Genomic DNA, 16,243 nt, shown 5'->3' on the forward strand with positions numbered 1-16,243 from the left:
ACTCAGCTAAATAGAGAAACAAATGAAACCTCAATCATTACTAACCTCAAAAGAATTTGAGGCTGAAACTAAAAGCATTTTTAAATTCTTAAATTTTACTTTGGGAATGGGATTATTTATGCAAACTGTGACTGCATTACAATTTCCAAGCCCTTGGAAAATAAATTTACTTGCACTACCTTTATGGATATTTTTCCTATTCCAAGTTTCGAAAATGCCATATTCTCTTATTGCTCTTAGAGCACTTGCCAGTGAGACATCTAATAAAGAAGCTATTGAAAATAAAAAAATAATAGAACGACAATACTCACGCGGCATGCTTCTCAAAGCACCAATAATGTGGATTGGTTTTGTATTTTACATAATTGTATTAATTTACCCTCTTTTTCCTCATGTTCAGCCTATTAAAAACTTTATTCATTGGTTCAAGTACTAATCTTACATGACTTTTACCGACACTCACTGCCATCTTGCCGATCCTAAGCTTGCCGACACGCTGCCTGCCGTACTTGCCGAAGCGCAAGCCGTCGGCGTAGCGCGTTTTATCGTACCGGCTACATCTCCAAATGATTGGCAGGCAGTTGCGCAGTTGGAGAGGCCGTCTGAAAACATCCATATCGCTTTGGGCATTCATCCGTGGTTTTCAGACGGCCTCAACGAAGCGGCATTCCAAGAGTTAGAGTCCGAATTGATCCGGCATCCGCAAGCATGGGTTGGCGAAATCGGCTTGGATTTTTATGGCAAAGAGCAAACCCAAGCCCAACGCGGCACGCAGACCGACGTCTTTATCCGCCAACTCATCCTCGCCCAAAACCTCAATCGCCGCGTCATTATCCATAATCTGAAAGCCACCGCCGCCATTGCCACCGCCGTCAAAACCACCGGTTTCACACAAGGTGGTATCGTCCACGCCTTCTCCGGCAGCGTAGAAGAAGCGCGGATTTTGGTGAAACTCGGCTTCAAAATCGGCATAGGATCGTTGCTGCTCAACCCGAATGCCAAAAAAGTCCGCGTTGCCTTACAAGCTTTAAACGACACGGATTTTGTTCTCGAAACCGACAGCCCTTTTATGCTCGGCCACGAAACCAATACACCAGCCAACATCCGCCGTATCGCCGAAATTGCTGCCGAACTGCGCGGCGTACCGCTGGCGCAACTGTCTGAAATAACCGAGCAAAACGTGGATTCCCTGCTCCATACTTCCCCTTAATATGCCGACCTTAAGGCATCAAAAAGCCTTGCACTGCCATTTCGTTTCCAAACCGACACACTCTGCCTCCCCTACCCCATATTCATGAATAAAAAGCGATACAAGGCCGTCTGAAAAAATGTTTTTGGCACAAAATATCGCTAATTCTCCTATTTCAGCTTTTTAAAACCGTATTTTTCCTTTGATTGATAAAAAGTATTACCCATATTATTGGGCAAACTTTTTATTTACGTTAAAATATGCTTTTTTTTGATAATAAGGCCGTCTGAACAGGCGGAAAATACTTATGGCAGAACAACATACACACTCCTCTACCTGGCAGAGCAAAATTAATGCCCTCGGCCCGGGCATCATGATGGCTTCGGCAGCGGTCGGTGGCTCACACCTGATTGCCTCCACGCAGGCAGGTGCGCTTTACGGCTGGCAGCTTGCGCTAATCATTATTTTAACCAACCTGTTCAAATACCCATTTTTCCGTTTCAGCGCACATTACACGCTGGACACGGGCAAAAGCCTGATTGAAGGCTATGCCGAAAAAAGCCGCGTTTATTTGTGGGTATTTTTGATTTTGTGTATTGCATCGGCAACGATTAATGCCGGCGCGGTCGCCATCGTTACCGCCGCCATCGTCAAAATGGCAATCCCATCACTGACTCTCGATACCGGCATAGTTTCCGCCCTAATCATGGCTTCCTGCCTGCTGATTTTGGCAAGCGGCCGCTATAAAGCGTTGGACAACGTTTCCAAAATCATCATCGTCAGCCTGACCATTGCCACCGTCGCCGCAGCAGCCGTGGCCATGTCTCGCGGCATGCAGATGAAACCCGACTTTATCGAGCCGACCCCGTGGACACTGGCAGGCTTGGGCTTCCTCATCGCGCTGATGGGCTGGATGCCTGCACCGATTGAAATTTCCGCCATCAACTCTTTGTGGGTTACCGAAAAACAACGCATCAACCCTTCCAGCTACCGCGACGGCATTTTTGACTTCAACGTCGGCTACATTACCAGCGCGATTTTGGCGGTCGTTTTCCTCGCCTTGGGTGCATATGTACAATACGGCAACGGCGAGGAAGTGCAAATGGCGGGCGGCAAATATGTTGGCCAACTGATTAATATGTACGCCGTTACCATCGGCGACTGGTCGCGTCCGCTGGTAGCATTTATCGCCTTTGCCTGTATGTACGGCACCACCATTACCGTAGTGGACGGCTACGCGCGCGCGATTGCCGAACCGGTACGCCTGTTGCGCGGTAAAGATAAAACCGGCAACGTCGAACTGTTTGCTTGGAACGTCTGGGTTGCAGGCTCAGGCTTGGCCGTGATTTTCTGGTTCAACAGCGCGATGGCCGAGCTGCTCAAATTCGCTATGATTACTGCTTTCGTTGCCGCCCCTGTGTTCGCTTGGTTGAACTACCGCCTCGTGAAAGGCGACAAACGCCACAAACTGACCATGGGCATGAACTTCCTCGCCATTATCGGTTTGATTTATTTGACCGGCTTTACCGTTTTGTTCCTACTGAACCAAACAGGCATCTTGGCTGCGCCTAAATAAGCCCATATAAAAAAGGCCGTCTGAAACTTAAAAACAGGTTTCAGACGGCCTTTACAATCAATCATATCTTTTTGAATTTTCATTCAAACCCATTATAATGACTCCTTATTTCGCCGTTGCAGACCACCCGACGGCATCCGTATTTTGGAAAACTTATGAAGCCGTCTATCTTAGAAAAACTACAACAACTCAGCGACCGACTGGAAGAAGTCACGCACCTACTCGGTCAGCCTGAAGCCACGTCCGACATGGACAATTACCGTAAACTCACACGCGAACACGCCGAACTGACCCCCGTCGTCGAAGTCTTCCAAAACTATCAGCTGGCGCAAAGCGACTTGGCAGATGCCGAAGAAATGCTGTCCGACCCTGAAATGAAAGACTTTGCCGCCGAAGAAATCGAAGCGGCAAAAGCCAAAATCGACGAACTCGATACCGAATTGCAAAAACTGCTGTTGCCAAAAGATGCCGATGACGACAAAAACATCTTTATTGAAGTGCGCGCCGGTACCGGTGGCGACGAAGCCGCGCTGTTTGCAGGCGATTTACTGCGTATGTACAGCCGCTACGCCGAGCGCAACCGCTGGCAGGTTGAAATCGTGTCCGCCAACGAAAGCGAGTTGGGCGGCTATAAAGAAGTTATCGCCCGCATTATCGGCTTGGGCGCATACAGCCGTCTGAAATTTGAATCGGGTGGTCACCGCGTACAACGCGTTCCTGCCACCGAAAGCCAAGGCCGTATCCACACCTCCGCCTGTACCGTCGCCGTCATGCCCGAAGCGGACGAACTCGAAGACATTGAACTGAATCCGGCCGACCTGCGCATCGACACCTTCCGCGCATCCGGCGCGGGCGGTCAGCACATCAACAAAACCGACTCCGCCGTCCGCATTACCCACTTACCGACAGGCATGGTAGTCGAATGCCAAGACGGCCGCAGCCAACACGCCAACAAGGCGCAGGCGATGAAAGTCCTCGCCGCCCGCTTAAACGATGCACAAAAACGTGAAGCCCAAGCCAAAGAAGCCGCCGAACGCAAATCCCTGATCGGCAGCGGCGACCGCAGCGAACGCATCCGCACCTACAACTACCCGCAAGGCCGCGTGACCGACCACCGCATCAACCTTACCCTGCACAAACTGGATTTTGTGATGGACGGCGATTTGGAAGAAATCACCAATGCCCTGATTGCCGAGCATCAAGCCGAGCTTTTGGCGGCCATGGGGGATTGATATTTGCCTCACTCTGATCATCATTACCAATATAAAAGCCGTCTGAAATGTAAATTTCAGACGGCTTTTATTTAAAAACAAACAAACCTATAAAACAGTATTTATTTTGAGATTTGCTCCAAAGTCTGGATCATCAATAATTTAAAAGACTGTTGTAAAGGTTCAGGAAGTTGTAAAAAAATCAGTTCGACCGGCATTTCTTCTAAATCCTTTAATGTATTGTTTTGCTGTCTTTCCAAGTATTCTGCTAGCAGAAAAATAGACGAAACACGGCATCCCAATGCATCAGCAAGATATTTTAAGATAGCCTCACTGTATCCTTGATTACCATTCTCAAGATTGGAGATATTACTTTTCGAAGTATTTGCAAAATCAGCAAGTTGCTGCTGTGTCCAACCTTTTTGTTTTCTCAAAAATCTAATTGCACGACTTATATTCATGCAAAAGATATTAGAGAGAAATAGATTCAATTAAAATTGTATTGCTGTACTTCTTGACATAAAAATACTTAAATGCAATACTTCATACAGTTTTACTGTACTTTTCTATTTTTATGAAACTTTAAATCTTGAGGTGACCAAATGAAAATTAAACACTATCTCTTTGCTGGGATTTTACCAGTGATGTTATTAACTGGTTGTATGGGGGGCTTACCTTCATGCGGTTCAAGTGATGCAGAAGATTTGGTTAAAAAAATCATTAACCAACGCTCATTTCTTTTAGGTCAATTTGTTTCATTGGATGATGTGGAAGAAACTGCCGTTAATCATGATGCCGAAATAAGAGTATGTTCTGCCAAATTGACCACAACAAAAGGAAGTGAAAACATCACTTACTCAATCAAATGGCAGAATAAAGATAAAAGTAGTTTCTACTTAGAAATTAATTAAATATTAGGAGTGATACAAATGAAGGGACAAATTTTAGACTTTTCAATTCAAAACGGTGGTGGTCTGATCAACGGGGAGGATGGTAAGCGTTATCCATTTAAAAGCGAAGAATGGAAAGAACAAAACATTCCTACTCGAGGCATGAATGTTGATTTTGATATTAATGGAGATGGTCAGGCTATTGGTATTTACAAGGCACTAAATAGCAGTTCATCTAATAATGTCGTAAATGCATTCAATACTGTGGCGCAATCCAGAAATGAAAATGGACAATTATCACTGTTTGCCTTATTTTTGGAAACGCTATCTAAACGTTATGCACAATTTTCAGGGAGAGCATCCAAACGAGAATTTTGGGGATATACACTCTTTAGAATAATTGCAGATTTTTCCATTTTTATTGTCGCAATAATAATGTCTGAAATTAGCAGAAGTCTTGGAGATATTTTCTTCCTCCTATATTACCTATTTGCTCTAGCTGTAATTATTCCATCTTTATCTGTCGTTATTCGCCGTCTCCATGATATAGGAAAATCAGGTTGGTGGTTTCTCATTATACTTATTCCTATTATTGGCCCAATCTGGCTAATTGTTTTGATGTGCCAACCATCCTTCAATGGGGATAATCAATGGGGTAGTATGCCTGAAAACTAACCTTCTAGAGTAAGGCCATCTGAAACAAAAATTTCAGATAGCCTTTCCCAATGAATTAATCAAACTTTGTCTTACTCATTTCTATTTTACTGATACTCTAATACTTCCAAAAATTATGACTTAACCTTCAATCACTGATCTCCATTTCTAAATTACCTGAATACCAGAATTTCCCCTATGAACAGTATATTTAAAATAGTGCGATCTTTTTTAAAATTAAAAAATATTTATTTTGAGTAAATATGTAAACTGATACTTTTAGAGAAAATCATGATGCCCTGATTGCCGAGCATCAAGCCGAGCTTTTGGCGGCAATGGGGGATTGATGGATTTGGTCCATTGCGTTTATACTTTTCAGACGGCCTGATGACATATGTCAATATGACCGTGTATATGTTATCCCAAAGTGATAAAATGCAGCACCAGCTGCACAACAGCAACACCCTTCTACAATCACCGAAAGAGAGGACACAAAATGGCAAAAATCCTGATCGCACCGGTATCTACCGGCCTGAGCGCCGATGCAGCGGCAAAAGCATTTGCAGCGGCATTGAATGCGCAAGTTTTCCAAGCCGTTGACTCCACTACAGAAGCCCTGTTGGCTCAAGGCAAGAGCGACGACTGGTTTGACGCGCTTGTCGGTAAAGTTGCAGCATTGAATGCAGATAACCTCGTTATCGAAGGCATCACTCCTGATGCGGACAAATTGTTCTTGGCAGGCAAAAACGTCGAATTGGCGCTGTCTTTGGACGCTGGTGTTGTATTGGCGCTGAAATCCGACAACACCGACGCAGCCGCCGTCGCCCAACAATTAAACCTCGCCAAACAGCTCTACACCAACTCTCCAGGCTTATTGGAAGGCTTTATCATTGATGGCGCAGCCGCTGCTTTAGGCGCACAAGTTGCCGAGCAAACCGGCCTGACTTTCTTCGGCTCCAGCGACAAACTGCAAGACGTATCCGCTTTGGCCAAACGCGAAGCCAAACGCCTGTCTCCAGCACAATTCCGTTACAACCTGATCGATTTCGCACGCAAAGCCGATATGCGCATCGTTCTGCCTGAAGGCGCAGAACCACGCACCGTCGCCGCTGCCGCTATCTGCCACGAAAAAGGCATCGCCCGTTGCGTACTGTTGGCGACCCGCGAAGAAGTTGAGGCCGTAGCGAAAGAACGCGGCATCAACCTGCCTGATTCTTTGGAAATCATCGATCCTGCTTCTTTGGTTGAGCAATACATCGAGCCGATGTGCGAATTGCGTAAATCCAAAGGCCTGACTCCTGAAGACGCACGCAAACAGCTGCAAGATACCGTCGTACTCGGCACCATGATGATGGCTCAAAACGACGTAGACGGTTTGGTTTCCGGTGCAGTCCACACTACTGCCAACACCATCCGCCCTGCCCTGCAACTGATTAAAACCGCCCCGGGTGCAAGCCTTGTATCCAGCGTATTCTTCATGTTGCTGCCTAACCAAGTTTTGGCATTTGCCGACTGCGCGGTTAATCCGAACCCAACTCCGGAACAACTGGCCGACATCGCCATCCAATCTGCCGACAGCGCCAAAGCTTTCGGTATCGATCCAAAAGTAGCCATGATTTCCTACTCTACCATCAGCTCAGGCAGCGGCCCTGATGTCGATGCAGTGATCGAAGCCACCAAACTGGCGAACGAAAAACGCCCTGATTTGGCCATCGAAGGTCCGTTGCAATACGATGCGGCCACCGTTCCATCTATCGGCCAATCCAAAGCTCCGGGCAGCGCTGTCGCTGGTCAGGCAACTGTCCTGATTTTCCCAGACCTCAATACCGGCAACTGTACTTACAAAGCCGTACAACGTAGCGCCAACGTCCTGAGCGTAGGCCCGTTGTTGCAAGGTTTGCGTAAACCGGTTAACGACTTGTCCCGCGGCGCATTGATTGAAGACATCGTCTTCACCATCGCCCTGACTGCCGTTCAAGCCAAACAAATGCAAGGCTGATTGACAAGCTGATGCGTTAAAATCAAAGGCCGTCTGAAACCGATGTTTCAGACGGCCTTTCGTATCTTTGCGCCAACTATATTATAATTCGCCATTATTTTCCGAAAGACTGCCCCAATGACTGCCTACCAGCAACAACTAGCCGACAAAAAGCAATATCTTCAGCAACTTTTCCAAGGACTGGATTTCCCTGAAATCGAAGTCTTTGAATCTCCGGAACAGCATTACAGGATGCGTGCCGAGTTCCGTATCTGGCATGAGGGCGGAGAAATGTTTTACGCTATGTTTGAACGCGGACAAAAGGCAAGCGGGGCAAGCCTGATTCGTTGCGACCAATTTCCTGCCGCATCCGAATCCATCAATGCCTTGATGCCGAAACTGATCGAAGCCGCGTCCAATCATCCCGAGCTGAAAAACCGCTGGTACGCCGTCGAATTTTTGTCCACTTTAAGCGGCGAAATGCTGGTTACCATGATTTACCACAAGAAGCTGAACGAAGCATGGCAACAATCCGCACAAGAGCTGGAGCACAATTTGGGCATCCACATTATCGGCCGCAGCCGCGGACAAAAAATCGTATTAAGCCAAGATTTTGTGACCGAAGCATTAGAAGTCAACGGCAAGACCTTCCGCTATCGTCAAATCGAGGGCAGCTTTACACAACCCAATGCCCAAGTATGCCAAAAAATGCTGACTTGGGCGTGTGATGCTGCGCAAAACTTAGGCAAAGACCTGCTTGAGTTGTACTGCGGCAACGGCAATTTCACCCTGCCGCTTTCGCAACATTTCAATCAAGTGTTGGCAACCGAAATTTCTAAAACTTCCGTCAATGCCGCCCAATGGAATATTGAAGCCAACCAAATTACCAATCTTAAAATCGCCCGCCTGTCCGCGGAAGAATTTACCGAAGCCTACACGCAAAACCGTGAATTCCGCCGCCTGCAAGAACAAGGCATCGACTTGAAAAACTATGATTTTTCAACTATTTTCGTTGATCCTCCACGCGCCGGTGTTGATGATGAGACGCTCAAATTGGTTGCCCGATTCGACAACGTCCTCTATATTTCCTGCAATCCTGAGACCCTGCGCACCAATCTTGATACGCTCTGTCAAACCCATACCATCGAACGCGCCGCCCTGTTCGACCAATTCCCATTTACCCACCATATCGAAAGCGGCGTTTGGTTGAAGAAAAAATAAAATCATACAAAAAGGCCGTCTGAATGTTCAGACGGCCTTTAATTAACGGCATATTAAGCGATTTTCAAATCAATCCGCTTCCAAAACCACTTTCATGGCTTGGTTTTCAGCAGCATGCTTGAATACATCGTAAGCTTTTTCCAATTCGCTGAATTTGAAATGGTGGGTCATCATTTTGGTGTAATCCACTGAGCTGCTGGAAATGGCTTTCATCAGCATTTCGGTGGTATTGGCGTTAACCAGGCCGGTAGTGATGGCAAGGTTTTTGATCCACAATTTTTCCAGTTTGAAATCAACGGATTGACCATGTACACCAACCACAGCGATATGGCCACCGGGTTTCACGATGTCTTGGCACATATTCCAAGTCGCAGGAATACCGACCGCTTCGATGGCGCAATCTACGCCGTCTTCGCCGACAATAGCGGCAACTTGCTTGCTCACATCGCCGGAAGCAGGGTTGATGGTATGGGTCGCGCCCAATTCTTTCGCCAGTTTCAAGCGGTTTTCGTCCATATCGCAAACGATGATGGCGGCAGGGCTATACAGTTGCGCAGTCAGCAACGCAGACATACCGACAGGGCCGGCACCTGCAATGAATACGGTATCGCCAGGTTTCACATCACCATATTGCACGCCGATTTCGTGGGCGGTCGGCAAGGCATCGCTCAACAGCAGGGCAACTTCTTCGTTGACGTTGTCAGGCAGCGGAACCAAGCTGTTATCTGCATAAGGCGTACGGACGTATTCGGCCTGAGTACCGTCAATCATATAGCCCAAGATCCAACCGCCGTTGCGGCAGTGTGAATAAAGTTGGATTTTACAGTTGTCGCAAGTACAGCATTTGCTGACACATGAAATAATGACTTTATCACCGACTTTGATGTTTTTTACAGCATCGCCGACTTCTTCTACAATACCGATGCCCTCATGACCGAGAATACGACCGTCGGCAACTTCAGGGTTTTTACCCTTCCAAATACCCAAGTCAGTACCGCAAATCGTGGTTTTAACGATTTTGACGACTGCATCGGTCGGATCGATAATTTGAGGGCGAGGTTTTTCTTCGAAACGAATGTCGTTTGCGCCATGATAAACCATTGCTTTCATGTGAATCTCCTTGAGGGGTTAATAAATTTTAACAATACCGCGTAAATCCACGTTAACTATATTTATATACCCCTACATCAGATAAGTCAATTCTGATTATTATTTCATATGTTATAGTATAACATATTGTTTTAAAAATAAATAATTAAAAAGTAAATATTAATGAACACTCCCACATCCTTCGCTCGACGACTCATCAATTGGCAGCGCCAACACGGCCGTCACAACCTGCCTTGGCAGGTCAAAGATCCTTATTCTGTCTGGCTTTCAGAAATCATGCTCCAACAAACGCAGGTTGCTACCGTATTGGACTACTATCCGCGTTTCTTAGCCAAATTCCCGACCGTGCAATCGCTTGCCGCCGCGCCGCAAGACGAGGTTTTATCCTTGTGGGCAGGCTTGGGCTATTACAGCCGAGCACGCAACCTGCACAAAGCAGCGCAACAAGTCGTCGGACAATTCGGCAGTATCTTTCCATCCGAGCGCAAAGACTTGGAAACGCTCTGTGGCGTAGGCAGAAGTACCGCCGCCGCTATTTCTGCCTTTGCTTTCAACCGACGCGAAACCATCTTAGACGGCAACGTCAAACGCGTTCTCTGCCGTGTCTTTGCCCAAGACGGCAATCCGCAAGACAAAAAATTTGAAAACTCGCTTTGGACGCTTGCCGAAAGCCTGATGCCGTCTGAAAATGCCGATATGCCTGCCTATACACAAGGGCTGATGGATTTGGGTGCAACCGTCTGCAAACGGACAAAACCTTTGTGTCATCAATGCCCAATGGCAGACATCTGCGAAGCAAGAAAACAAAACCGCATTGACGAGTTGCCCCGCAAAAAAACTGCTCCCGAAGTGCAAACCCTACCGCTTTACTGGCTGATTATTCATAACACTGACGGCGCATTATTGCTTGAAAAACGCCCTGCCAAAGGCATTTGGGGCGGTCTGTATTGCGTCCCCTGTTTTGAAAAATTAGACGATTTGTATGCTTACGCCGAACGCTTCGGCATTGTTTCAGACGGCCTTGAAGAACAAACCACGTTTACCCACCGCCTGACCCACCGCTTATTGATAATTACCCCTTTTCAGACGCAACAAAGGCCGTCTGAACATCTTTCAGACGGCCTTTGGGTATCATTGGAACATTTGGCGGATTATGGTTTGCCCAAACCTTTAATCAAATATTTGGCAAAAGGCTAAACCGCCTTATTCCACAATCTCTTTAAATACAACTTCTTTTCCGCCGCGAATCAATACGGCAAATCCATCGCCAATCTGCCAACGCGAACTTGGATTGGCGTACTCGACGCCCTGACTCCGCAAGCGGACTTGCACCAGTTTCTCAACTGTATTGCCTTCACGCAGCTCAACCATCATCGGACTGTGGCTGTTGATATAAATTGCAGTAATCGTCCGACCTTGTGCGGATTGATAACGGACAGAATACGTCTGCGCTTGTGCAATGACCGGTAACGGCACGTCAGGACGCACGGCCTTATACGAGCCGCACGCAGCGCACAAACTCACGCACAAAGCGCAGATGATTTTGTTCAACATAGGCATAGATCAGTAATGGTGATGCGGAATCTCGCCATCAAGACGGTAATAAGTGCCGCAATACGGGCATTCAATCTCACTGTTGGACTGAATCGGCAAGAACACACGCGGATGGCCGTTCCATGTTTCATGATTAGGGCCGGAGCAATGTAGCGGCAAATCCTGCGGCTTGATGACTACAAGGTTTTTTTCAGACTGTGTACTCATGGTTTGGTTCCTCACTATGTTTTCTTATCTTCCGATATTGTAAAGCAAAACGGCCGCTAGGTTCAGACTGAAAACATTATATAATCACTTTTTTCAGACGGCCTTTGATGATTATGACCGCCCTGCTCCGCCTTCAAGATTTCGATACTTCCGATTCCGCTTCATTTCTTTATACACTCAGCGCAGCCTATTTGGATCACACCGAACAGACAGGCGACGAGGACATGTCCGGCCTCAACGACGAACAGCATACATTGACCGCCCTTTGCTACCTCGACAGCCAGGTTCAAGAAGGCGGCTTCGTACAGCTTATCGCTTCAGGATACGGAGAATACATCTTCGGCAATCCGGTTGCCGACAGTCTGCGCCGCTGGCGCATCAAACCGATACCGAAAATCTTAGACAAAGCCAAAGCCCTGTACGAAAAACACGGCGAAGCCATTGAAAAAATGGCAGATGAGCAAAGAGATTTCGATGAAATCCGCAAAGCTTTTCCCGATTTTGAAGAGCTTGACGGCGATTATTATGACGTTGCCGACGAAGACTTGGAAACTGCGGCAGCCTACGTTCAGGCAAATTGGGATAAATTTGCCAAACTGTCAGACTGAAACCATAAAACTTTGCTGGTTTGAATCATCTGTTCAAACCGGCAAAATCATCAATACATCGAATTAATGTTTGTTTTTCTGATAAATCGGCATTACTTCAGGCAACATTTTGCGGATTGCATTGATACGCGCCTGATTGGTCGGGTGAGTCGACAAAATAGACAATGAGCTGCCGCCCTGTACTTTGTTCATTTTTTCCCACACGCTTACCGCAGCCTCAGGATTGTAGCCTGCTTCAGCCATCAAACGCACACCGCCGGCATCCGCTTCGCTTTCCTGATGGCGTGAGAACGGTTTGGTCGCCAACAAATCTGCACCCAAGCCGACCAAATCACCATCCACACCGGTTGAACTGGCCAAAATCGAACCGCCCAAGCCGGTCAATACTTGTCCGCCCAAAGCTTTTTTGCTGTGTTCCAACAGAGCATGGGTCATTTCATGGCCGACAACGGCGGCAATTTCATCATCCGTCAGCTTCAATTTCTCTACTATACCGGTGTACACGGCCATTTTACCGCCTGGCATTGCCCATGCGTTCATTTCATCACTGCGGATAACGTTCATCTGCCAGTTGAAAGGCACGCCGGTTTTGTTGGCGCGCTCAGCATGAGGACGCAGACGTACAAACACGCGTTGAACGCGTTGAGCAGTTGGAGATGAAACATCCAAAGCTTTTTGACCACGCGCGTTTTGAATGACTTGTGAGTAACTTTTGGCAGCATCTTCATTCAAAGTCGCAGTATCATAGCCAACCATATCCGCTACAGAAGTACAGCCGGTCAACGCCAAAATCACGCCCATGCCGGCCCAATATTTTTTATTCCATTTTTTCAACATGTTTTCTCTCTGTATTTTTAAGTTAATGTAACGACATTGTACCCAAATTTAATACACTTTACACAAAAGGCCGTCTGAACGGTTTCAGACGGCCTTTAAGCGTCATATTTTAAGAACGGCGCTGCAACATCCAAGACTCAATCTTACGCGCATCGTTCACGCGAGTTGTGGAAGACGGAGAGTTGAGCAACACAATGGTAATCGGCTGATTCTGTACATTGGCCTTAACCACCATAGAACGTCCTGCTTCACGAATATAGCCTGTTTTCTGCAATTCGATATTCCAGCTGCCCTCACGCACCAAAGCATTAGAGTTTTTGTAATTTTGACGGCCGTTTGTCGTCCAAACCGAGCCGTAATTTGAAGTAGAATTTTTGCGGATCAGCGGATACTTGCTGGCTGCTGCAACCATGCGGTTCAAATCGCGTGCAGTGGAAACGTTTTGGAAATTCAAACCGGTAGGCTCATAGAAACGGCTACTGGTCATACCCAGGCTTTGTGCTTTGGCATTCATGGCCGCAACAAACGCGCTCATACCGCCCGGATAGGTACGGCCCAGCGCATGCGTGGCACGGTTTTCACTGCTCATCAGGCTCAGGTGCAACAGTTCGCCGCGTGTCAGCGTCGTGCCGATGCTCAAACGGCTGCCCGTACCTTTCAAACGGTCAATCTCAGCCTCGGTAATCGTGATAGGCTCGTTCATATCGAGATGCGCATCCAACACCACCATCGCGCTCATCAATTTGGAAATAGAGGCAATCGGCATGACACGATCAGGGTTTTTCTGATACAGCACTTCACCAGTTTTATTATTGAAAATCAAAGCAGATTGCGAAGACAGCAGAGGACCTGCCAAAGCGGCTTGAGCTTCGACTTGGTCGGCATGACTCAACGCAAAAGCTTCCATCGGATCATTTTGCACTGGGAAATTTTGCTCCAAAAATTGTCCCAATACATCCATATCATCGGCAACAGCAGGTGCAGAAGCAAAGGCCAATGCCACACCTGTCCATACCATTCCTAAAGTTTTATAGAATTTCATATCTGCCAATTCAGAAAAAATACATTTAATTCAACATTCTGTTAAATTTTTCGCTAATTGTAAAGCGAGTTGAGAAAACTTTGCGTTTGTTTGCGAGATATTCAAATCCAGCGCCCGCATCTGTTTCTTAGACGATACGGCGCAATGCCTGCTCTGATTTGAAAAAACACAAGATAGTCATTATACTTAGGCTCCTTTGTCAGAGGCATTCCCTCAATCCGGCAATACGCCCGAAATATCTGTTCCCCCTTTACAACACAGCCTCCATACAACCATACGAAGAAATTATTATGTCTGAAGAAAAACGCACCTGTTCATTCTGCGGGAAGTCCGAAAACGACGTTAAAAATCTGATCGAAGGCGAACACGCCTTCATCTGCAACGAATGTGTAGAAACTTGCGGCATAATGCTGCAAGACAACGAATCCAGCGAGATTGAAAACGAGCTTGCCAAAGCGAAAGAAGAAAACGCCGAGAAAAAACTGCCTACCCCTGCCGAAATCGTTGCCAACCTCAACGACCACGTTATCGGTCAGGAACACGCAAAAAAAGCGTTGGCAGTATCGGTTTACAACCACTACAAACGCCTGCGCCACCCAAAAGCAGAGGGCAAGGTTGAATTGTCCAAATCCAACATCCTGCTCATCGGCCCTACCGGCTCAGGTAAAACCCTGTTGGCGCAATCTTTGGCGCGCAAACTGGATGTACCTTTTGTCATGGCGGATGCCACAACTTTGACCGAAGCGGGTTATGTCGGTGAAGACGTCGAACAAATCATTACCAAACTTTTGGGCAAATGTGATTTTGACGTTGAAAAAGCCCAGCGCGGCATCGTTTATATCGATGAAATCGATAAAATTTCACGCAAAAGCGACAATCCGTCGATCACGCGCGACGTATCTGGCGAAGGCGTGCAACAAGCCTTGCTGAAACTGATTGAAGGCACGGTAGCCAGCGTTCCCCCTCAAGGCGGCCGCAAACATCCGAACCAAGAATTCATCAACGTTGATACCACCAACATCCTCTTTATCTGCGGCGGCGCATTTGCCGGCTTGGAAAAAGTCATCCGCCAACGCACTGAAAAAGGCGGTATCGGCTTTGGTGCGGCGGTACACAGCAAAGATGAAAACGCCGATATTTCAGCCCTGTTTGAAACAGTCGAGCCTGAAGACTTGATTAAATTCGGTTTGATTCCCGAGCTTATCGGCCGTCTGCCCGTGATTGCCACATTGGCAGAATTGGACGAAGATGCTTTGGTCAACATTTTGACCGAACCGAAAAACGCCTTGGTCAAACAATATCAAACCTTGTTTGCAATGGAAGATGTCAGTCTTGAATTTGAAGAAGACGCCTTGCGCAGCATCGCCAAACTGGCGATGGAACGTAAAACCGGTGCGCGCGGCCTGCGCTCTATCGTCGAACGCTGCCTCTTGGACACCATGTACACCCTGCCAGATTTGAAAGGCGTAGCAAAAGTCGTCATCAATAAAGAGGTCGTGGAAAAAGGCGAACAGCCAAAACTTTTCCGTGAAGACGGCAGCGAATATAAGCAATAAGGCCATTCCCTAAAAAGACGTGTACCCGTTACACGTCTTTTTTATTTTCTTAATAAAACCAAAAGCATATCTTTGAATAATGGTCTTATACATAAAAAACAAAGGCCGTCTGAAATATACTCAGACGGCCTTTGTTTTCAAGTTGCTCTAAGTCTGTCTTCATCCGGAGTATTGATGAGGGTGACTTCCTTGAATTTTATGAAGCTTATTTTTTTGCTTTCTTAACAGCTTTTTTAGCAGGGGCAGCTTTGGCGGCTGGTTCAGAAACCGCAACTTCAGAAGCAGCAGTTTCAGGAGCAGCTACAGGCTCAGATGCAGCAGGCTCGGAGGCAGCTGATTCAGCGGTACGTTGATAGCCTTTGTCTTTCATGCAGGCATCAAATACAGCACGGTCAGCATTTTCACCAGATGCTTGTTGGCATTGAGTCATTGCTTCTTCAACAGTGATGCGTGGCGCTGCCGCTTCTTCAGGTTTAGAAGAAGAACAAGCTGCCAACATCAGGCTACCGGTTGCAAGAGCGATCAATAAAGTTTTCATAATTGTATATTCCTAAATTTTGATTTTATGGTTTACCGTTAAACGGGAGATACAGGCTACAAAACAAGCTCT

General features: G+C 46.9%; 18 protein-coding genes. 11 read left to right on the forward strand and 7 right to left on the reverse strand.

What is annotated here, in order from left to right; all coding sequences use genetic code 11:
• Window positions 1-22 precede the first annotated feature (22 nt).
• The 4 genes from ACTHSX_RS01510 to prfA all read left to right on the forward strand — a co-directional run bounded on the left by ACTHSX_RS01510 (window position 23) and on the right by prfA (window position 3,997).
• Window positions 23-436, forward strand: coding sequence for a hypothetical protein (locus tag ACTHSX_RS01510; protein ID WP_440376513.1), 414 nt, complete (start codon window positions 23-25; stop codon window positions 434-436).
• Between the two features lie 6 nt (window positions 437-442).
• On the forward strand, window positions 443-1,210 hold the full coding sequence (locus ACTHSX_RS01515) for a TatD family hydrolase (protein WP_440376512.1): 768 nt from the start codon (window positions 443-445) through the stop codon (window positions 1,208-1,210).
• A 286-nt stretch (window positions 1,211-1,496) separates the two neighbouring features.
• The gene (locus tag ACTHSX_RS01520; RefSeq protein ID WP_440376511.1) at window positions 1,497-2,765 is read left to right on the forward strand and encodes an Nramp family divalent metal transporter; all 1,269 of its coding nucleotides are present in this window, start codon (window positions 1,497-1,499) and stop codon (window positions 2,763-2,765) included.
• A 155-nt stretch (window positions 2,766-2,920) separates the two neighbouring features.
• Window positions 2,921-3,997: a peptide chain release factor 1 gene (gene prfA / locus ACTHSX_RS01525; protein ID WP_049329850.1), complete on the forward strand. Its 1,077-nt coding sequence runs from the start codon at window positions 2,921-2,923 to the stop codon at window positions 3,995-3,997.
• A 101-nt stretch (window positions 3,998-4,098) separates the two neighbouring features.
• Here the strand turns inward: prfA and ACTHSX_RS01530 are convergent, their stop codons facing one another.
• Window positions 4,099-4,410: a helix-turn-helix domain-containing protein gene (locus ACTHSX_RS01530; RefSeq protein WP_003745796.1), complete on the reverse strand. Its 312-nt coding sequence runs from the start codon at window positions 4,408-4,410 to the stop codon at window positions 4,099-4,101.
• 168 nt (window positions 4,411-4,578) lie between these two features.
• On the opposite strand from ACTHSX_RS01530, the gene ACTHSX_RS01535 reads away from it, so the two are divergent.
• The 4 genes from ACTHSX_RS01535 (at window position 4,579) to trmA (ending at window position 8,719) form a co-directional block, all read left to right on the forward strand.
• Complete coding sequence (locus ACTHSX_RS01535) at window positions 4,579-4,887, forward strand: hypothetical protein (protein WP_003745794.1); 309 nt, start codon at window positions 4,579-4,581, stop codon at window positions 4,885-4,887.
• Window positions 4,888-4,905: 18 nt separating this feature from the next.
• Window positions 4,906-5,541 carry a DUF805 domain-containing protein gene (locus ACTHSX_RS01540; RefSeq protein ID WP_004519377.1) on the forward strand — a complete coding sequence of 212 codons (636 nt, stop codon included), beginning with the start codon at window positions 4,906-4,908 and terminating at the stop codon, window positions 5,539-5,541.
• Between the two features lie 475 nt (window positions 5,542-6,016).
• A complete protein-coding gene (pta, locus tag ACTHSX_RS01545) occupies window positions 6,017-7,519 on the forward strand; it encodes a phosphate acetyltransferase (RefSeq protein ID WP_440376510.1) in 1,503 nt (500 codons plus the stop codon).
• 117 nt (window positions 7,520-7,636) lie between these two features.
• On the forward strand, window positions 7,637-8,719 hold the full coding sequence (gene trmA, locus ACTHSX_RS01550; protein ID WP_440376509.1) for a tRNA (uridine(54)-C5)-methyltransferase TrmA: 1,083 nt from the start codon (window positions 7,637-7,639) through the stop codon (window positions 8,717-8,719).
• 69 nt (window positions 8,720-8,788) lie between these two features.
• Here trmA and ACTHSX_RS01555 read toward each other — a convergent pair whose 3' ends face one another.
• Window positions 8,789-9,829 carry a zinc-dependent alcohol dehydrogenase family protein gene (locus tag ACTHSX_RS01555; RefSeq protein ID WP_049335428.1) on the reverse strand — a complete coding sequence of 347 codons (1,041 nt, stop codon included), beginning with the start codon at window positions 9,827-9,829 and terminating at the stop codon, window positions 8,789-8,791.
• 162 nt (window positions 9,830-9,991) lie between these two features.
• Here ACTHSX_RS01555 and mutY point away from each other — a divergent pair, with 162 nt between their 5' ends.
• Window positions 9,992-11,026, forward strand: a complete 1,035-nt coding sequence (gene mutY / locus ACTHSX_RS01560; RefSeq protein ID WP_440376508.1) for an A/G-specific adenine glycosylase — start codon at window positions 9,992-9,994, stop codon at window positions 11,024-11,026.
• A 6-nt stretch (window positions 11,027-11,032) separates the two neighbouring features.
• Here mutY and ACTHSX_RS01565 read toward each other — a convergent pair whose 3' ends face one another.
• Entirely contained in the window at window positions 11,033-11,389 is a 357-nt protein-coding gene (locus ACTHSX_RS01565) for a hypothetical protein (RefSeq protein WP_440376507.1), read from the reverse strand.
• Between the two features lie 3 nt (window positions 11,390-11,392).
• Entirely contained in the window at window positions 11,393-11,590 is a 198-nt protein-coding gene (locus ACTHSX_RS01570) for a zinc-finger domain-containing protein (RefSeq protein ID WP_204788175.1), read from the reverse strand.
• Between the two features lie 113 nt (window positions 11,591-11,703).
• Here ACTHSX_RS01570 and ACTHSX_RS01575 point away from each other — a divergent pair, with 113 nt between their 5' ends.
• Window positions 11,704-12,198, forward strand: coding sequence for a DMP19 family protein (locus ACTHSX_RS01575; protein ID WP_440376506.1), 495 nt, complete (start codon window positions 11,704-11,706; stop codon window positions 12,196-12,198).
• A gap of 63 nt (window positions 12,199-12,261) precedes the next feature.
• Here ACTHSX_RS01575 and ACTHSX_RS01580 read toward each other — a convergent pair whose 3' ends face one another.
• Together ACTHSX_RS01580 and ACTHSX_RS01585 are read right to left on the reverse strand one after the other, a co-directional pair.
• On the reverse strand, window positions 12,262-13,035 hold the full coding sequence (locus tag ACTHSX_RS01580; RefSeq protein ID WP_440376505.1) for a M48 family metallopeptidase: 774 nt from the start codon (window positions 13,033-13,035) through the stop codon (window positions 12,262-12,264).
• Between the two features lie 109 nt (window positions 13,036-13,144).
• Window positions 13,145-14,053 (reverse strand): serine hydrolase, encoded by a 909-nt coding sequence (locus ACTHSX_RS01585; protein ID WP_432761053.1) that lies wholly within the window; start codon window positions 14,051-14,053, stop codon window positions 13,145-13,147.
• Between the two features lie 314 nt (window positions 14,054-14,367).
• Here ACTHSX_RS01585 and clpX point away from each other — a divergent pair, with 314 nt between their 5' ends.
• Window positions 14,368-15,633: an ATP-dependent Clp protease ATP-binding subunit ClpX gene (clpX, locus tag ACTHSX_RS01590; RefSeq protein WP_440376504.1), complete on the forward strand. Its 1,266-nt coding sequence runs from the start codon at window positions 14,368-14,370 to the stop codon at window positions 15,631-15,633.
• Window positions 15,634-15,838: 205 nt separating this feature from the next.
• On the opposite strand, the gene ACTHSX_RS01595 is transcribed toward clpX, so the two are convergent.
• Entirely contained in the window at window positions 15,839-16,171 is a 333-nt protein-coding gene (locus tag ACTHSX_RS01595; protein WP_440376503.1) for a hypothetical protein, read from the reverse strand.
• Between the last annotated feature and the right edge of the window lie 72 nt (window positions 16,172-16,243).

Origin of the sequence: Neisseria sp. P0014.S002 (assembly GCF_051958295.1) — a bacterium.
Classification (GTDB): domain Bacteria; phylum Pseudomonadota; class Gammaproteobacteria; order Burkholderiales; family Neisseriaceae; genus Neisseria; species Neisseria flavescens_B.

What these genes read in the sequence shown, in the direction of transcription:
- prfA (WP_049329850.1), top strand. Translation starts at nt 2,921, where the DNA reads ATGAAGCCGTCTATCTTAGAAAAACTACAACAACTCAGCGACCGACTG.
- ACTHSX_RS01555 (WP_049335428.1), bottom strand. Translation starts at nt 9,829, where the DNA reads ATGAAAGCAATGGTTTATCATGGCGCAAACGACATTCGTTTCGAAGAA.
- ACTHSX_RS01510 (WP_440376513.1), top strand. Translation starts at nt 23, where the DNA reads ATGAAACCTCAATCATTACTAACCTCAAAAGAATTTGAGGCTGAAACT.
- pta (WP_440376510.1), top strand. Translation starts at nt 6,017, where the DNA reads ATGGCAAAAATCCTGATCGCACCGGTATCTACCGGCCTGAGCGCCGAT.
- clpX (WP_440376504.1), top strand. Translation starts at nt 14,368, where the DNA reads ATGTCTGAAGAAAAACGCACCTGTTCATTCTGCGGGAAGTCCGAAAAC.
- mutY (WP_440376508.1), top strand. Translation starts at nt 9,992, where the DNA reads ATGAACACTCCCACATCCTTCGCTCGACGACTCATCAATTGGCAGCGC.
- ACTHSX_RS01520 (WP_440376511.1), top strand. Translation starts at nt 1,497, where the DNA reads ATGGCAGAACAACATACACACTCCTCTACCTGGCAGAGCAAAATTAAT.
- ACTHSX_RS01585 (WP_432761053.1), bottom strand. Translation starts at nt 14,053, where the DNA reads ATGGTATGGACAGGTGTGGCATTGGCCTTTGCTTCTGCACCTGCTGTT.
- ACTHSX_RS01535 (WP_003745794.1), top strand. Translation starts at nt 4,579, where the DNA reads ATGAAAATTAAACACTATCTCTTTGCTGGGATTTTACCAGTGATGTTA.
- ACTHSX_RS01515 (WP_440376512.1), top strand. Translation starts at nt 443, where the DNA reads ATGACTTTTACCGACACTCACTGCCATCTTGCCGATCCTAAGCTTGCC.
- ACTHSX_RS01580 (WP_440376505.1), bottom strand. Translation starts at nt 13,035, where the DNA reads ATGTTGAAAAAATGGAATAAAAAATATTGGGCCGGCATGGGCGTGATT.
- ACTHSX_RS01540 (WP_004519377.1), top strand. Translation starts at nt 4,906, where the DNA reads ATGAAGGGACAAATTTTAGACTTTTCAATTCAAAACGGTGGTGGTCTG.
- ACTHSX_RS01565 (WP_440376507.1), bottom strand. Translation starts at nt 11,389, where the DNA reads ATGCCTATGTTGAACAAAATCATCTGCGCTTTGTGCGTGAGTTTGTGC.
- trmA (WP_440376509.1), top strand. Translation starts at nt 7,637, where the DNA reads ATGACTGCCTACCAGCAACAACTAGCCGACAAAAAGCAATATCTTCAG.
- ACTHSX_RS01575 (WP_440376506.1), top strand. Translation starts at nt 11,704, where the DNA reads ATGACCGCCCTGCTCCGCCTTCAAGATTTCGATACTTCCGATTCCGCT.
- ACTHSX_RS01595 (WP_440376503.1), bottom strand. Translation starts at nt 16,171, where the DNA reads ATGAAAACTTTATTGATCGCTCTTGCAACCGGTAGCCTGATGTTGGCA.
- ACTHSX_RS01570 (WP_204788175.1), bottom strand. Translation starts at nt 11,590, where the DNA reads ATGAGTACACAGTCTGAAAAAAACCTTGTAGTCATCAAGCCGCAGGAT.